Source organism: Kushneria aurantia DSM 21353 (assembly GCF_000382245.1).
GTDB classification, from domain to species: Bacteria; Pseudomonadota; Gammaproteobacteria; order Pseudomonadales; family Halomonadaceae; genus Kushneria; species Kushneria aurantia.
The window spans coordinates 46,134-62,210 of sequence record NZ_KB907882.1; the positions used below are offsets into that span (position 1 = coordinate 46,134).

At 65.2% G+C, this 16,077-nt stretch carries 13 protein-coding genes; 9 read left to right on the plus strand and 4 right to left on the minus strand.

All coding sequences use genetic code 11. The features are described from left to right. Positions 1 to 37 precede the first annotated feature (37 nt). Together H146_RS0113745 and H146_RS0113750 are read left to right on the plus strand one after the other, a co-directional pair. Positions 38 to 793: a TPM domain-containing protein gene (locus H146_RS0113745; RefSeq protein WP_019952462.1), complete on the plus strand. Its 756-nt coding sequence runs from the start codon at positions 38 to 40 to the stop codon at positions 791 to 793. Between the two features lie 31 nt (positions 794 to 824). Beyond that, positions 825 to 1,454: a TPM domain-containing protein gene (locus H146_RS0113750; protein WP_019952463.1), complete on the plus strand. Its 630-nt coding sequence runs from the start codon at positions 825 to 827 to the stop codon at positions 1,452 to 1,454. A 5-nt stretch (positions 1,455 to 1,459) separates the two neighbouring features. Here the strand turns inward: H146_RS0113750 and H146_RS0113755 are convergent, their stop codons facing one another. Beyond that, positions 1,460 to 2,080: a YqaA family protein gene (locus H146_RS0113755; RefSeq protein ID WP_019952464.1), complete on the minus strand. Its 621-nt coding sequence runs from the start codon at positions 2,078 to 2,080 to the stop codon at positions 1,460 to 1,462. Between the two features lie 211 nt (positions 2,081 to 2,291). Between H146_RS0113755 and H146_RS0113760 the strand changes: the two genes are divergently transcribed. Next, positions 2,292 to 4,526, plus strand: a complete 2,235-nt coding sequence (locus tag H146_RS0113760) for an NADP-dependent isocitrate dehydrogenase (protein WP_019952465.1) — start codon at positions 2,292 to 2,294, stop codon at positions 4,524 to 4,526. 412 nt (positions 4,527 to 4,938) lie between these two features. After that, complete coding sequence (locus tag H146_RS0113765; protein ID WP_019952466.1) at positions 4,939 to 7,485, plus strand: membrane-bound PQQ-dependent dehydrogenase, glucose/quinate/shikimate family; 2,547 nt, start codon at positions 4,939 to 4,941, stop codon at positions 7,483 to 7,485. A 64-nt stretch (positions 7,486 to 7,549) separates the two neighbouring features. Here the strand turns inward: H146_RS0113765 and ligB are convergent, their stop codons facing one another. The 3 genes from ligB to H146_RS19430 all read right to left on the minus strand — a co-directional run bounded on the left by ligB (position 7,550) and on the right by H146_RS19430 (position 10,160). Continuing rightward, on the minus strand, positions 7,550 to 9,250 hold the full coding sequence (gene ligB / locus H146_RS0113770; protein ID WP_019952467.1) for an NAD-dependent DNA ligase LigB: 1,701 nt from the start codon (positions 9,248 to 9,250) through the stop codon (positions 7,550 to 7,552). 81 nt (positions 9,251 to 9,331) lie between these two features. After that, the gene (locus H146_RS22345) at positions 9,332 to 9,466 is read right to left on the minus strand and encodes a hypothetical protein (protein WP_019952468.1); all 135 of its coding nucleotides are present in this window, start codon (positions 9,464 to 9,466) and stop codon (positions 9,332 to 9,334) included. Further along, the gene (locus H146_RS19430; protein ID WP_019952469.1) at positions 9,459 to 10,160 is read right to left on the minus strand and encodes a DUF1003 domain-containing protein; all 702 of its coding nucleotides are present in this window, start codon (positions 10,158 to 10,160) and stop codon (positions 9,459 to 9,461) included. Before H146_RS19430 ends, H146_RS22345 begins: the two co-directional genes overlap by 8 nt. Positions 10,161 to 10,533: 373 nt before the next feature. On the opposite strand from H146_RS19430, the gene H146_RS0113785 reads away from it, so the two are divergent. From H146_RS0113785 to H146_RS20800, 5 genes are all read left to right on the plus strand, one after another. Then, positions 10,534 to 11,406 carry a DMT family transporter gene (locus H146_RS0113785; protein WP_019952470.1) on the plus strand — a complete coding sequence of 291 codons (873 nt, stop codon included), beginning with the start codon at positions 10,534 to 10,536 and terminating at the stop codon, positions 11,404 to 11,406. Between the two features lie 47 nt (positions 11,407 to 11,453). After that, a complete protein-coding gene (locus H146_RS0113790) occupies positions 11,454 to 13,718 on the plus strand; it encodes a glycoside hydrolase family 3 C-terminal domain-containing protein (protein ID WP_019952471.1) in 2,265 nt (754 codons plus the stop codon). Positions 13,719 to 13,777: 59 nt separating this feature from the next. Further along, complete coding sequence (locus H146_RS0113795) at positions 13,778 to 14,842, plus strand: PA0069 family radical SAM protein (RefSeq protein ID WP_019952472.1); 1,065 nt, start codon at positions 13,778 to 13,780, stop codon at positions 14,840 to 14,842. 31 nt (positions 14,843 to 14,873) lie between these two features. After that, on the plus strand, positions 14,874 to 15,686 hold the full coding sequence (locus H146_RS19435; protein ID WP_019952473.1) for an alcohol dehydrogenase catalytic domain-containing protein: 813 nt from the start codon (positions 14,874 to 14,876) through the stop codon (positions 15,684 to 15,686). A gap of 224 nt (positions 15,687 to 15,910) precedes the next feature. Next, positions 15,911 to 16,077, plus strand: a 167-nt coding sequence (locus tag H146_RS20800; RefSeq protein ID WP_156826829.1) for a transposase, incomplete at its 3' end; no start/stop codon positions are given.

Below are 16,077 nucleotides of genomic sequence, written 5' to 3' on the forward strand. Positions count from 1 at the left end.
TTACATGGGGATAAATGAGCATTTGAGGTCAATTTTAATGCCGTATTGTCGAGCGCAGCCCTTTTGTCAACACCCTCTGAGCCGCTCGCTCATTATCGGCCTCTGGCTTTTGCTGTGCGCCACCGCCGTCCAGGCCGCAGCCGATTTTCCCGAGCTGACCGGGCGTGTGGTGGACAACGCCAACCTGCTCGACAGCACCGCCGAAAGGCAGCTCACCGAGAGCCTGGCCGCGCACGAACAGGCGACCGGTGAGCAGATCGTGGTGGTCACGCTACCCGACCTGCAGGGCGACACCATCGAGCAGTATGGCTATCAACTCGGTCGCCACTGGGGCATCGGCCAGGCCGAGGAGAACAACGGCGCCCTGCTGATCGTTGCCCGCGACGAGCGCCGGGTACGCATCGAGGTGGGCTATGGGCTGGAGGGGCGCCTGACCGATGCCCAATCCTCGATCATCATCAACCAGCGCATCCTCCCCGCCTTTCGCGAAGGCGACTTCTCCCGCGGCATCGTCGCCGGCAGCGAAGCGATGATCGAAGTACTCGGCGGCGACCCGCTGGCACAGCCCGAGCAGCGCAATCAGCGCGACGCCGCCCCTGTCGGCCGTGCCGGCATCTGGTTTTTCATTCTCCTCGCCATCGTCATGATCATCGTCCGCAGCGGGGGCGGCGGCGGCGGCGGCGGCTTCGGCGGCGGTTTCATGGGCGGCAGCAGCGGGGGTGGCTTCGGTGGCGGCGGTTTTGGCGGTGGCGGCGGCGGTTTTGGCGGCGGCGGTGCCTCAGGCGGCTGGTAATCAGGCAGGCGATGAACAAGGATCGAACGTCATGTCCCTATTGAGCGAAAGCGAACAGCGCGAGGTCGGCGAGGCCATTGCGCGTATCGAGCGGGAGACCGATGCAGAGATCGTTACGGTGCTGGCGGCACAGGCGGACGACTATGCCTACATTCCGCTGCTCTGGGCGGGGCTCCTGGCGCTGATCGCGCCCGGCGCGCTGGCGGTTATCGCCAGCTGGATCGGTCTTGTCGTGGGCCCCTGGAGCGTGCTGCTGGTGCAGTGGGTCTGCTTTGTGGTACTGGCCCTGCTGTTTCGCACCCCGCGAGTGACCACGCGCCTGATCCCGCGCCATGTGCGCTTCTGGCGCGCCTCCAACCTCGCTCGACGGCAGTTTCTGGAGCAGAACCTGCACCACACCGAAGCCGGTACCGGGGTGCTGATCTTCGTCTCGCAGGCGGAGCGCTACGTCGAGATCCTGGTCGACCGGGGCATCTCCGCACGGCTGGATGACGCGGCGTGGGCCTCCATCGTTGCCGATTTCACCCACAAGGTAGGCGCAGGGCACACTCGGCAGGGCTTTCTCGACTGCATCGAGGCCTGCGGCGAGCTCCTGAAAACGCACTTCCCCGCCACGCACGAGCGTAACGAGCTGCCCGATCGGCTGGTGGTGCTCGACTAGCTGGCTCACGCCGAGCCGCCGCCCAGCCAGCCGATGGCCTTGTAGATCAGATAGCCGGCCACCGCCACGATCAGCAGCTTCGTCATGGCGCGCTCGTTGCGCTTCCAAAGCCTGAGCGCCCGGTCGCCGACAAAGTGCACCAGCAGCGCCAACCCGAAGTAGCGCGCGCCGCGTGCCAGCACCGCGGCCAGCATAAAGAGCGGGAAGGGATAGCCGGTGCTGCCCGCCACCAGCATGGCGATCTGAAAGGGAATGGGAATAACGCCGATCGACAGTACTGCCACAAAACCGTTGTCGGCAAAGCGCTGATCGAAGGCGTCGAAGGCCTGCTGGCCGCCGAACAGCGCGATCAGCTGGTCACCGAAGTGGCCCATTGCCCAGACTCCCAGCCCGTAACCAATGGCCGCCGCCAGCAGGTTGCCGGCCAGCGCTACCGTGGCCAGCCACCAGCGCTTTTGCGGGCGCAGCACCATCCAGGGAATCAGAATCGTCTCGATGGGGATGGGCACGATCAGGGTTTCCAGCATCGAGGCGAAAAACAGCAGCCACACCGCGCGACGGTGATCCATCAGCTCGGAGAGCCTCGCACCGATGCGCTGCCTGTAGTGCGCCGGATACCACGCCATATCGCCTCCCCAGTGTTCCGCGCCCGATTGCCGGGCAGGCCTTGAACAGCCGCATAGCCTAGCAGGCTCCCCGTCGCGCTGCGTTACCGGCGCCTTAATCAGCACGCCCTCTGCCGTCGGGCCGGCGGCTCATGCGCACCCCGGGGCGCGCTGTTATACTCGCGGGTCACCACGTTCGGATCAGAACCGCTGCCAGGAGGTCTCACACCGCATGTCCAATACGCCGAAGATCATCTACACCCTCACTGACGAAGCCCCTGCGCTGGCCACCCACTCGCTGCTGCCCATCATCGACGCCTTTACCGACTCCGCCGGCATTACCGTCGAGACCCGAGACATCTCGCTGGCCGGTCGTATCCTTGCGCAGTTTGCCGACCGCCTGAGCAGTGATCAGCAGATTGGTGACCATCTCGCCGAACTGGGCGAGCTGGCCGCAACGCCCGAGGCCAACATCATCAAGCTGCCCAACATCAGCGCCTCGGTGCCGCAGCTCAAGGCGGCGATCCGCGAACTGCAGAAGCAGGGCTTTGACCTCCCCGACTATCCGGAAGAACCCGCCAGCGACGCCGAGAAGGACGCCCGCGCCCGCTATGATCGGGTCAAGGGCAGCGCGGTCAATCCGGTGCTGCGCGAGGGCAACTCCGACCGGCGCGCGCCGCAGTCGGTCAAGAACTACGCGAAGAAGTACCCGCACCGCATGGGCCAGTGGTCGAGCGACTCGAAATCCCACGTGGCGCACATGAGCGAGGGCGACTTCTATGGCACCGAAAAATCCGCGGTAATCGACAGGGCCGGCAAGGTGAAGATCGAGCTGTTGCAGAAGGACGGTAGCCAGACCCTGCTCAAGGAGGTCGCGGTCACCGAGGGCGAGGTGATCGACGGCGCCTGCATGAGCAGCCGCCACCTGCGCCGCTTCATCGACGCAGAGATCAAGGACGCCCAAAAACAGGGCGTGCTCTTCTCGCTGCACCTCAAGGCGACCATGATGAAGGTCTCCGACCCGATCATCTTCGGCATGGTGGTCAGTGAGTTCTACAGGGAGGTGCTGGACAAGCACGCCGAGGTGCTGAAAAGCGCCGGCTTCAGCCCCAACAGCGGTATCGGCGATCTCTACGCCTCGATCGCCTCGCTGCCCACCGACAAGCAGGACGAAATCAAGGCCGATATCGACGCCCTCTACAAGGCACGCCCGTCGCTGGCGATGGTCGACTCGCACAAGGGCATCACCAACCTGCACGTGCCCAGCGATGTGATCATCGACGCCTCGATGCCGGCGATGATTCGCGACTCCGGCAAGATGTGGGGGGCCGATGACGACCGCCACGACGCCAAGGCGGTAATCCCCGACCGCTGCTACGCCGGTATCTATCAGGCCACCATCGAGGAGTGCCGCCAAAACGGCGCCTTCGACCCGACCACCATGGGCAGCGTGCCCAACGTCGGCTTGATGGCGCAGAAGGCGGAAGAGTACGGCTCTCACGACAAGACCTTCCAGATTCCCGCCGACGGCAGCGTGCGGGTCAGCGATGACAGCGGCCATGTGCTGTTCGAGCACGAGGTAGAGCGCGAGGACATCTGGCGCATGTGCCAGACAAAGGACGCACCGATCCGCGACTGGGTCAAGCTGGCGGTCAACCGTGCCCGCGACAGCCACACGCCGGCGATTTTCTGGCTGGACGCCGAGCGCGCCCACGATGCGACGCTGATCCAAAAGGTCGAAGCCTATCTCAAGGAGCACGACACCGACGGGCTGGATATCTCGATCATGGCACCGGTGGCGGCGATGGAGAAAACGCTGGCGCGTACCCGCCGCGGCGAGGACACCATCTCGGTTACCGGCAACGTGCTGCGTGACTACCTCACCGACCTGTTCCCGATCATGGAGCTGGGCACCAGCGCCAAGATGCTCTCCATCGTGCCGCTGATGAACGGCGGTGGCCTGTTCGAGACCGGCGCCGGCGGCTCGGCGCCCAAACATGTGCAGCAGCTTGTGGAGGAGAACCACCTGCGCTGGGATTCGCTGGGCGAATTCCTCGCCCTGGCGGCGTCACTCGAACACCTCGGCAAGACGTTCGACAACCAGCGCGCCCTCGTGCTGGCCAGCGCGCTGGATCGCGCCAACGGCGAGTTCCTCGACAGCGACAAGTCGCCCAAACGCAAGACCGGCGAGCTGGATAACCGCGGCAGCCACTTCTACCTGGCGCTCTACTGGGCGAAGGCGCTGGCCGAGCAGGACGACGACGCCGAGCTGAAAAAGCTGTTCGGCGAGCTGTACAAGACCCTCGCCGAGCGCGAACAGGAGATCGTTGGCGAGCTCAACGGCGTGCAGGGCAAGCCGGTCGAACTGGGCGGTTACTACCACCCCGATCACGACAAAGCGAGCCAGGCGATGCGCCCCAGCACCCTCCTCAACGAGGCGCTGGCAACGCTGTCCCGAAAGAGCTGATTCCGCAACACACGACACGTTGCGGTAACAGCGAAACCGGCGCCACAGGGGCGCCGGTTTTTTTGCCCTGCCTTCTCTGGTGGGCACCCTGCGAGCCGCCTGCGGCATCAAAAAATCGCTCCCGGCGATTTTTTATGTCTCAACGACGCTTTAAGGCGGCCCTATAGCGACGAGGAAAATAGCGTCACCGCCAGCGCGCGGGCTGCGAGCCAGATCAGCGCAAGATTAAACCGGATCATGAAAAAATAGTCTTGCAGAACTTGATTTTTGCGCCGAGCCCTTCGATAACTTTAAACGTAACTTAAAAAAATCCGGGCAGTCTCCTGCAAGGAGACCCCCTTTTGCGCAACACGCCACCTGAAGACGCATGTGCTCAAAGCCTGCAGGGTTGCGCTCGCCAACGGAGAGCTTAATGAGCGTATCGAACAAACGAAGCACTGGCACCCTCCTTGCCCTGATCGTCGGTATTCTTGTCGCCCTGAGCGGCATCGCCATTGCCGGCGGTGGACTCTATCTGGTGATCCTCGGCGGCTCCTGGTACTACCTGATCGCCGGTGTCGCCATGCTGATCGCCGCTATCCAGCTGATGCGCGGCCGCATGTCGGGGGCCTGGATCTTTGCACTGGTGCTGATCGGCACCTTTTTGTGGACCGCCTGGGAGTCCGGGCTCAACTACTGGCGCTGGATTCCAAGGTTGGACCTGGTGCTGATTCTCGCCATTTTGGTGGCGCTGGTAACACCGGCGCTGCGTGACGGCCCCTCGCAGCGCGCCGGTTTCAGCGCTGCGGGTGTCCTGTTTCTGGGCCTTGTGGTCGCCGGCGCGCTGGCCTTCGTGCCGGGTCGCGGCTACGACAAGCCCGGCAACCTGCCCGCCGTGGCCGATAACAGCTACGCCACCGACGTAGGCAGCGCGCAACCCGCCGATGTGCCAGAGCGCGGCGACTGGAGCGCCTACGGTCAGGACTCGGCCGCCACACGCTACTCATCGCTGGATCAGATCACGGCGCAGAACGTGGGCAATCTGCAGGTCGCCTGGCAGTATCAGACCGGCGATGTCGTCCAGAAGGGCTGGGGTACCGAAAACACCCCGCTCAAGGTCGGCGATGACGTTTTTGTCTGCACCGGGCACGATATTCTGATCTCGCTCGATGCCGCCAGCGGTAAGGAGAACTGGCGCTACGACCCGGGCGTCAGCGACAAGTCGATTCCCTATACCGCCGCCTGCCGCGGCCTCGTCTACTACCGGGTGCCCGACGACAACGCGAATAACGCAGCCTCGCAGAGCGCATCAGGTGACGGCGCGTCAAACGCTGCGGCGGACCAGAGCGGCGGCAATACCTCCTCTTCAAACGCCGCTGGCGCGCAGACTGTCGCCGACGACAACAGCATGTGTCGCGACCGCATCATCGTCGGCACCCTGGATGCGCGCCTGATCGAGGTCGACGCCCACAGTGGTGAGCCCTGCAGCGGCTTCGGCAACAATGGCCAGGTGAGCATCACCGATCACATGGGCGAGGTGCCACAGGGCTACGTGTCCATCTCCGGTGTGCCGGTGGTGGTGCGTAACGTGCTGATCACCGGCCATGAGGTCATTGACGGCCAGAGCAACCATGAGCCTTCGGGGGTGATCAAGGGCTTCGATGTGGTCACCGGCAAGGAACTGTGGGCCTGGGATGCCGCCAACCCCGACCACAGCGAGCCATTGACCGGCGACGCCACCTACCCCCGCGCCTCGCCCAATATGTGGACCACCGCAGTGGGCGACAGCAAACTGGGCATGGTCTATCTGCCTATGGGTAACGCCCTGCCCGACTACTGGAGCAGCAGCCGTACCGAGGCCGAAAAGACCTACTCCAGCGGACTGGTGGCGCTTAACGTGGAAACCGGCCTGCCTGCCTGGCACTTCCAGACGGCGCATAACGACGTATGGGATTACGACGAGGGTGCGCAGCCAACCCTGATCAACTTCCCCACCGGCAACGGTGAGCGGGTTCCCGCCTTGATTCTGCCCACCAAACAGGCGGAAATCTATGTCCTCGATCGGCGCACCGGCAAGCCTCTGGGCGGCGGCGCCGAAGAGCGCAAGGTGCCACAGGGCGGCGCCGAGCCCGACCAGCGCGCAGCAACCCAGCCCTTCTCACTGTATGCCAATCTGCGCTTTCCCGATCTGACCGCGCGCGACACCTGGGGCATGACGCCGTTCGACCAGCTCTACTGCCGCATTCAGTTCGAGCGCGCTCGCTACGACGGCCCCTACACACCGCCGATGGCCGACCAGCCCTACATCGAGTATCCCAGCTACAACGGCGGTTCCGACTGGGGGAGCGTTGCGGTCGACCCGCAGCGCGGCGTGATCATCGCCAACTACAACAACATGGCGATGTACGATCAATTGATCTCGCGGGGAGAAGTGAACCAACTGGGCTGGAAAACCCGCGCCGAGCTGAATCAGGGCGCTACCCCCATCGAGGGCGCAGGTGCGCCCCAGGTGGGGGCCCCCTACGGCGTCGAGATCAACGCCGGCTGGCGTAACCCCTACACCGGCCTGCTCTGCACCCAGCCGCCCTACGGCGGTATCCGCGCCATCGACCTGGCCAGCGGCAAAACCCTCTGGGATCGTCCGCTGGGTACCGCCCGCGCCAACGGCCCGTGGGGCATCGAGTCCGGCCTGCCGATCAATATCGGCACGCCCAATAACGGCGGTTCGGTGGTCACCGCCGGCGGCCTGATCTTCATCGCCGCCGCCACCGACAATCTCTTCCGCGCGATCGACATGGAGACCGGCAAGACGGTGTGGAGCGTGCCCCTGCCCGCCGGTGGCCAGGCCAGTCCCATCGTCTATGAAGCCAACGGACGTGAATACGTGATGATTCGTGCCGCCGGCCACCACTTCATGCACACGCCAAAAGGGGACTATGTGATCGCCTATGCCCTGCCGCAGTCCGGCTCGGGCGCCTGAGCGATCCATCGTTCACACGCCATATCGCCCCGGTCAGTTGGCCGGGGCGTTTTTTATGGTGTGTTCAGAGCACGCCGGCCGCCATATCCGTGTCATCGAGCGCTTCGATCAGCCGCCGGATCTCCGCATTGTCAAAAAACGCCGTCAGCTGTTCGGCGCGGACCTCCCCGATACCGTCAAAGCGCTGCCAGCGCGCGCTGTCGCGCCCGACCAACTCGGCCAGCGGCGCCTTCAGCGCCTCATCGCGTATTGCCTCGGGAATCGGCGGCAATCCCAGCGCCACCAGCCAGCGGGCCATCGGCTGCTGCTCGGCAGCGTCGAAGGCCGTCCGCCAGTTGGCCGCGCGCGTCTCGCCGACGCCGGGCAGAGCTGTCAGCTGCTCGATCTCCAGCTCACGCCAGTCAAGCAGTCCCTCGACCAGGCCGGCATCGACCAGCGCGCTCCAGCGGGCTTCGCCCAGACCGGCGATATCCAGCCCGTCGTCACTGCCCAGCCATACCAGCCGCGCCACGAACTGCTCGCGACAGCCCGGTGCAGGGCGCAGGCAGGAGAGCGCGTGGTAGCGCTCGGGGTCGGGAAGCACCAGCCGTGTCCGCGGCTCGGCGGCGACCGCCACCTGCTCGATTTGCGGGATGGTGGCGCCGGCCAGCGCCACGATAACTTCATCGCCGGGGCGCACATCCAGTTCGCGCCAGTGCGCAATGGAGCCCAGACTGGCAGCGCTCACCTCGCGGTCATCCAGCATCACTGGCGCCAACACGGCTACCGGGGTCAACCGCCCGCTGCGCCCCACCGTCACCTCAATGGCCTCGACCCGCGTCAGCGCCCGCACGGCGGGATACTTCCACGCCAGCGCCGCCGCCGACGCAGGCTGGCCCGCGGCGCGGTCGGCACGCTTGATGACGATGCCGTCACTGGCAAAGGGCAACGCCGCGCCATACCAGCGCTGTCGCCAGTCGGCCACGGCATCGATATCCTCGACCCGGCGGGTATAGTCGGCCGTCGCGGTAAAACCCAGCGCGCTCAGGCGCTCAAGGCGCGCCCGCCCCTCGATGGGTCCATCGGGCCAGGCCCAGGCGAAAAAGCCGATGCGCGCCGCCGCCTCGTCACTCAGTACGTCGCGCGCCATCAGACCGATCACCTCGGCGCGCGCGCCGGCACCGCCGTCACGACGCTGCACATGGGCGTCGAGCCGCCGATAGAGTTCACCCTGTAGCGTAATACTCACCTCTTCGGGCAGTTGCCGCGGCACCGCCGGCAGCGCAGCGACAGTGCGGGTCCAATCCTGGCCACGCTCGCCGTCGCCGCGGCTGATGGCGGCCACCAATTCGCCATGGCGGTAGCGCAGCGTCACCGCCACACCGTCGACCTTGGGCTGCACCCACAGCGGCCGTTCACCCTGCGCGCTCAGCCAGTCGATCACCGCGGCGCGGTCGGCGGCCTTCTCCAGCCCGCTCTGCGCTACCGGATGAGGCAGGCTGTTGCCCTCTGGCGCTGCGGCCGAGACGGCGCGAGACGGCTCACCGAGGCAGTCACGCCAGCGCGCGGCGCGGGCCCTGGCGCTGTCATACACGTCGTCGCCGACCAGCCGCTGGCCCTCTTCATAATAAGCCCGCTCCCAGACCGCGAGCTGGCGCTCCAGCAGCGTCAGAGCGCGACGCTGGTCGGCTTCGTTACCGGCCGGGCAGTCCTCGGCGGCGGCGACCGACAGGGTTGACGCCACCATCAGCAGCAGCAAAAGGGCGATGCGGATTGGAGGATGCATGGCGAGTGTCCGAGTGGGGGCGTTAACCGATTCAACGGCCAGCCTTCGCGCGGCTTTAGACAAGACGAACCGCCACGCCGCCTACCGGCTCAGCTCCACCTCGGTCGTACCGCCTTCGCGCACCCGTACCTGCTTGAGAATAAAGGGGCTGCGGCCGCCGCCCGGCAGCGTCAGGGCCATCAGGCCGACGCCGACAAGTTTTTGCCAGTCACTCATGGCCATCCTCCTGCCGCGCTCGGGCCTGCTGCAGCTCGGCCAGCTGCATCATGGCGTGGTCGAGCTTGTCGTGCAGCTGCAGAATCTCCAGCTCGGCCTTGAGATTGATACGGTAGTCGCTCTCCGCGCGGGCACGATCCTTCTCCTCCTGCCGACGCTGGCTCATCATGATCACCGGCGCCTGCAGCGCCGCCAGCGAGGAGAGCACCAGGTTGAGCAGAATAAAGGGGTAAGGGTCGAAGGGGTGCGCCAACAGGCCGATGGTGTTGAGCAGCATCCAGCCGATCAACACGACCGCGAAACTCAGAATGAACCCCCAACTGCCGCCGAACGTCGCCAGCCGATCCGCCGCCCGGTTGCCGAAACTTTCGCGCTCCGGCAGCACCTCCTCGGGGGGCCGGGTGACCGGTTCGCCGCGCTCGATGGCTTCGATCACCTGCTCGCCGAGTGTGCCGGTAGCGTGATGGCGATGCAGCCAACTGCGCAGGTGGCGTCGTCGCGCCCGCATCAGATCGCTGCGACACAGATAACACCCCTGCCCCCAGCCGGCAGCGAGCGCCTCGATTTCCGGGCTCAGCGAGGGGCGTACGGCGCCGAACGGTATCAGTTCGACATCGGGCGAGTGGCGGCCGCAGACGTGGCAAAAGGGCGTGGTGCCGGCGGGTTGCGCTTCGTGGGAGTGACCTTGTGGCATGGCGATAGAAGTGGCGTTTCCATGGATCGATGCGTTGCAATATCGCCTGGCGGCCAGGCGCGGTGCAACCAGCCGATAGCGCAGGGGTGAAGTGAAAACTGCATAAATGCCTGCACGAGCGAATGACTACGTTGCGCGGTACTGGTACGCCAGCCCGGTCGAAGGCTCATCTAACCCCATGTTATGTCTCGCGTGACGCGTTGCCTTCGGCAACTTGCCCTGACGGGCCGCCCTGCGGGCGTTCTCTACGCGTTGCTTCGAGTCTGCGTTCCGTGCGCCTTGCCCTTCATCTCGTTCGGCGATTTAGTCAGCGCTTCCTTAATGCCCGCTAACGGTGCAGGCTGTTTTACTCTGATGCCACTCTGGAGCCCTCGTGCCGCCACGTGATCTGCTGCTCGGCCTTTTCGTGATCGCCATCTGGGCGCTCAACATCATCGTCGTCAAGGTGGGCGTCACCGAGCTGCCACCGCTGCTGTTGATGACGCTACGCTTTGCGCTGGTCACGCTGCTGCTGGTGCCCTTTACCCGCATCAATCGCGCCCAGCTCCCCTGGCTGCTGGTGCTGTCGGTGACCCTCGGCGGCCTGCACTTTCCGCTGCTGTTCATCGGCCTGAGCCAGGCGGAGGCCGGCACCGGCGCACTGCTGGTGCAGATGGGCACGCCTTTCGCTGCCATTCTGGCCGCCATTTTTCTCGGCGACCGGCTCGATACCCGCCGCTGGCTGGGGCTTGTGATGTCGTTCGCCGGCGTGGTGGTGATCGCCGGCGGGCCGTCGCTGCCGGGACCGCTGGCCACCGCTCTGCTGCTGACCAGCGCTTTTTTCTGGGCGGTCTCCAACCTGATCATCAAATCCGCGCCCGCCATCCCCCCACTGACCATGGCGGGCTGGATCGCACTGTTCGCCACGCCCCAGGTGGCGCTGGCAAGCCTGCTGTTCGAAAGTGGCCAGTGGCAGGCGCTGCAGACCGCCGGCTGGAGAGGCTGGAGCGCAGTCTTCTACACCGCCGTGATGTCGTCGATACTGGCCTATGGGCTGTGGTACTGGCTGCTGCAGAAGCACCCGGTCAGCCGGGTGGTGCCGCTGTCGCTGTTAATGCCGGTGTTCGCGGTACTGCTCGGCATGTGGCTGCTGGGCGATCCGCTGGGTGCCAACAAGCTGATCGGCGGGCTGCTGGTGGTCGCCGGGCTGGCAGTGATCAACGTGCGCCTGCGGCGGCCGGCCCGGGCCGGGCCGCGTCAGCCGTAACCCGTCTACGCTGAGAAGATATTCTCGATCGCAGGAAGACAGCGCCCATGCCGACTCTTGATACCCTGATCGCCCAGCTGACGCTCGAAGAGAAAGCAAGCCTCTGCTCGGGGCACGACTTCTGGAGCACCAAAGCGATCGAACGGCTCGCCATCCCCGCGATGCGGCTATCGGACGGCCCCCACGGCCTGCGCGTGCCGGCCGGCGACGATCACCTGGGGCTGACCCACAGCAAGCCGGCCACCTGCTTTCCCACTGCCGCCGGGCTGGCCTGCTCGTGGAACCCGGCGCTGGTCGAGGAGATGGGCCGCGCGCTGGGCGATGAAGCCCGCGCCGAAGGCCTGCATGTGGTGCTCGGACCGGGCGCCAATATCAAACGCTCGCCGCTGTGCGGGCGCAATTTCGAGTACTTTTCCGAGGACCCGCTGCTCTCCTCGCGACTGGCTGCCGCTCATATTCGCGGCGTGCAGTCGCGCGGCGTGGGGGCGTCGCTCAAGCATTTCGCCGCCAACAATCAGGAGCACCGGCGCATGTCGGTCAACGCCGTGATCGACGAACGCAGCCTGCGCGAGATCTATCTGGCCAGCTTCGAGTCGGCGGTCAAGGAGGCGCAGCCGTGGACAGTCATGTGCGCCTACAATCGCCTTAACGGTGAGCTCTGCGCCGAACATCCGTATCTTTTGACCGACATTCTGCGCAACGAATGGGGCTTCGAGGGTTTCGTCGTCTCCGACTGGGGCGCGGTCAACGAGCGCGTGGCAGGGCTTGCCGCCGGCCTGGAGCTGGAGATGCCGCCCGGCGGCGAAGCGCGCGACCGGCAGATCGTCGCCGCAGTGCGCGAAGGAGCGCTCGATGAGGCGATACTGGATCGCGCCGTGGCACGTCTGCTCGCGGTCACGCTGCGCGTCCGCGACAACGAGGACGACAGCGTCGGCGTCGACCACGAGGCGCACCATCAGCTCGCCCGCCGCGTGGCGCGGGAGAGCATGGTACTGCTCAAGAACGACAACGCGCTGCTGCCGCTGGCCGCCAACGCCGAGGTGGCGCTGATCGGTGAATTCGCGAAACGGCCACGCTACCAGGGCGGCGGCAGCTCCCACGTCAATGCCACCCGGGTGGCGTCCCTTTACGAAGCGCTTGATAGCCGACTGGGAGAGCGCCTGCACTATGCACAGGGCTTTGCCATCGATCGCGACGATATCGACAGCGCCCTGCAGCAGGAAGCGGTGGCGCAGGCCCGCGAGGCCGGCGTGGCGGTGCTCTGCCTCGGCCTGCCGGAGCGTATCGAATCCGAGGGCTATGACCGCGAACACCTTGACCTGCCGCCCAATCAGATCGCGCTTATCGAGGCAGTACGCAGCGTGCAGACCAACACCCTGGTGGTCCTCGCCAGCGGCGCGCCCATTGTCATGCCCTGGGTCGAACACGCCGATGCCATTCTGGCGGGCTATCTCGGCGGCCAGGCCTGCGGTGAGGCGCTGGCCGACCTGCTGCTGGGCGACGTCTCGCCGTGCGGCAAGCTCGCCGAAACCTTTCCGCAGCGACTGGCGGATACCCCCTGCTATCTGAACTTCCCCGGCGAGGGCGACAGGGTGCGCTATGGCGAGGGTATTTTCGTCGGCTACCGCTACTACGACAGTGCCGAAGTCGCCCCGCTATTCCCCTTCGGCCACGGCCTGAGCTACAGCCGCTTCGACTACACCGACCTCGAACTTTCCCGGGACACTTTCAGCGGCGAAGACGAACTGACAGTTCGCCTGTCACTGACCAACAGCGGCGGCGTCGAGGCCAGCGAAGTGGTACAGCTCTATGTCAGCGACGCCACGCGCACCATACCGGTCGCCGAGCAAACACTGCGCGCCTTCGACAAGATCGCACTCAGGCCAGGCGCAACGCAGCACATCGCGTTCACCCTGCGCCGCCGCGATTTCTGCTTCTACGATGCGGCCCACGGCGACTGGCGCCTGCCCTCCGGTACCTTCGAGATCCGTATCGGCGCCTCGTCGCAGGATATTCGCCTCGTGGCACCGTTCGAGGTAGCAGGCGATCCGGTGATGCTGCCACCGCTCGATCGCAACACCCTGCTGGGCGATCTGCTGGTCAGTGATGCCGCTGTCGCCGTGCTGCGCGAACAGCTGGCCGATATCGCCGACGAGCTGCCCATGATTGATCCCATCATGGGGCGCGAGGGCGACGGCGGCATGATGGAGGCGATGAGCCGCTACCTGCCGCTGCGCGCGCTGGTCTCCTTCTCCAGCTTCACCGAAGCGCAGCTGGATCAGTTGCTGACAGCACTGCGCGCGGTGCGCTAGACGCCTTGGGTTCTCTCCCCGATAACTGTATATTTAAACAGCTACCAGGGAGAAACAGTATGACGGAAAGAGAACGCCCGCGCGGCCGGGGCGCCAGCCACAATCTGCATCACCGCTTCGAGCGCATTGCCGTCGAACAGATCGATGACGGCTGGTGGCAGGAGAGCGCCCCCGCCAGCCACGCCACCGAAGTCAGATGCGAGCAGAGCCGCAGCGCGATCTCGAAAAACCGCTCCCCCGATCTGCCCTTCGAGCGTTCTCTCAACCCCTATCGCGGCTGCGAACACGGCTGCATCTACTGCTTCGCGCGGCCTTCCCACGCCTACTGGGACTACTCGCCGGGGCTCGACTTCGAAACCCGATTGATCGCCCGTACCAACCTCCCCGAATTGCTGGAGAAGGAGCTGTCGCAACCCGGCTACGACTGCCAGCCAATCGCACTGGGCGCCAATACCGACCCCTATCAACCCATCGAGCGTGACTACCGCCTGAGCCGCGAAATACTGACGATCATGCTGCGCTATAGCCATCCGCTCACCGTCACCACCCGCAGCGCCCTGGTGCTGCGCGACATCGAGTTGCTCCACGCACTGGCACAGCAGCGGCTGGTGCGCGTTTTCATCAGCTTTACCACCCTGGACAACACGCTCAAGCGGTGCATGGAACCGCGCGCCGCTTCGCCCGCGGCACGGTTGAAAGTGATCCGCGAACTGCGCGCAGCAGGCGTACCGGTGGGCATTATCACCGCGCCGATGATCCCCATGATCAACGACATGGAGCTGGAAAAACTGCTTCAGGCCGGCCATGATGCCGGCGCCACCAGCGCCGGCTACACCTTCCTGCGTCTACCGCATGAGGTGAAACCACTGTTCGAGGCCTGGCTCGACGAGCACTTCCCCGAGCGCGCCGCCCACGTCATGAGCCTGGTACGCCAGTCGCGAGGCGGACGCGACTACGACAGCCGCTTCGGCCACCGACTGCGCGGTGAGGGCCATTTCGCCGACCTGCTGTCGCAGCGTTTTCGCCTCGCCGTGCGGCGTATCGGCCTCAACCGGCGCCGCCAGGAGTTTGCGCTGGATACCACGCAATTCGCGCCGCCGGGAGAGCAGATGACGCTGCTGTAGGCGGACAGCTACGGCACCGGAGAGTCACCCCTTGACCACCATCTCGAACATGGCACTGCGCTACCACCGTTTCGGCTCGCCGCCACAAGTGCTGCAACTGGAGTCGCAACCAATCCGGGAGCTGCCCGCAGACGGCATCCGGGTCACCATGCTGAGAGCGCCCCTCAATCCCTCCGACCTGATACCGATCAGCGGCGCCTATCGCCACCGCGTGGCGCTACCGCAGACTGCCGGCCATGAAGGAGTAGGCATGGTCAGCGAAGCGCCGCAGCGCTGGCGACATCTGCTGGGCCGACGGGTGCTGCCGCTGCGCGGTGCCGGAACCTGGTGCTGCGAACTTGTCTGCGACCCGGCGCTGGCTGTTCCGGTACCGAACGACATCAATGACGACCTGGCCGCGCGTGCCTTCATCAACCCCATGGCGGTGCTGACGATGCTCGACCGCTGGCCGGTAACCGGGAAGCGCTTGCTGCTGACGGCGGCGGGTTCAAACGGCGCCCGCCTACTGGCGCAGTGGGCACTGCATCGCGGCGCCCGTTCGGTGACCGGCATCGTACGCAGCGAAGTTCACCGCGAGCCCCTCACTGCGCTGGGACTGACCGTGCTCAACGCCACCGAACATGACGATATTCGGCGCGCCGCCGCCCACGCTGAACTGATCTTCGACGCCGTGGGCGGCCCGCTCGCCGAGCAACTGTTGATGCGAATGCCGGCCGACGCCCTGATGATCTCGTGGGGACTACTCAGTGGTGTGGCGCCGCGCCGCGAACTGCTCAACGCACAGGTATGCCGTTTTCACCTGCGCGACGTACTCATCGGATTGACAGCCGATGACTGGGTGTAGAACAAGCAGTCGTGTCACCAGCCGCCACTTCGATCACGACAAGTTGAGCCTGGTATTCATATCGAGGTCGAAGCGTCCGTACGGGTTGACATGTTCCCAGATCAACGGCGTCAAGGCGGCGTAGTCACGCGGCGTGAGCCTACCCTTCCAGTGCGGTTGTGCTAGAGAATGTCGTCATGAGATGTGGTTAAATGACTACTTTCGAGGCGGAACCTGGGATCACAATGACTAAAGCTCATCGGCGTCACGACCTCTCAGATAAGGATTGGGCCTTGCTGGAGCCCCACTTGCCGGGGCGAGCAGGTCAGTGGGGAGGCGTGGCCAGGGATAACCGACGCTTCATCAATGCGGTGTTCTGGATTTTGCGCACGGGCGCGCCATGGCGTGACCT